Here is a 240-nt window from a genome sequence, read left to right on the forward strand (position 1 = left end):
ATGGTATTGATAAGTGTAATATTTGGCGTCACCAGCTGCGCCATATCTTTATCGCCAGTGCTGATCAGCACCGGACGCCCGGCTTTTTCGGCTTCGCGCGCCAGAGTACCGATAACGTCGTCCGCTTCTACGCCAGAAACCGCCAGCAGCGGCAGTCCCATCGCTTTAACCATCGCGTGCAAGGGTTCGATTTGTGCACGCAGATCGTCCGGCATTGGCGGGCGATGTGATTTGTAATGT

At 55.0% G+C, this 240-nt stretch carries 1 pseudogene; it reads right to left on the bottom strand.

The features are described 5' to 3' along the window. A pseudogene (locus R2R70_RS22820) lies at positions 1-240 on the bottom strand (hypothetical protein); the annotation flags it as partial.

This window comes from Cobetia sp. SIMBA_158, from assembly GCF_046566945.1.
In the GTDB taxonomy this organism is placed as follows: Bacteria; Pseudomonadota; Gammaproteobacteria; order Pseudomonadales; family Halomonadaceae; genus Cobetia; species Cobetia amphilecti.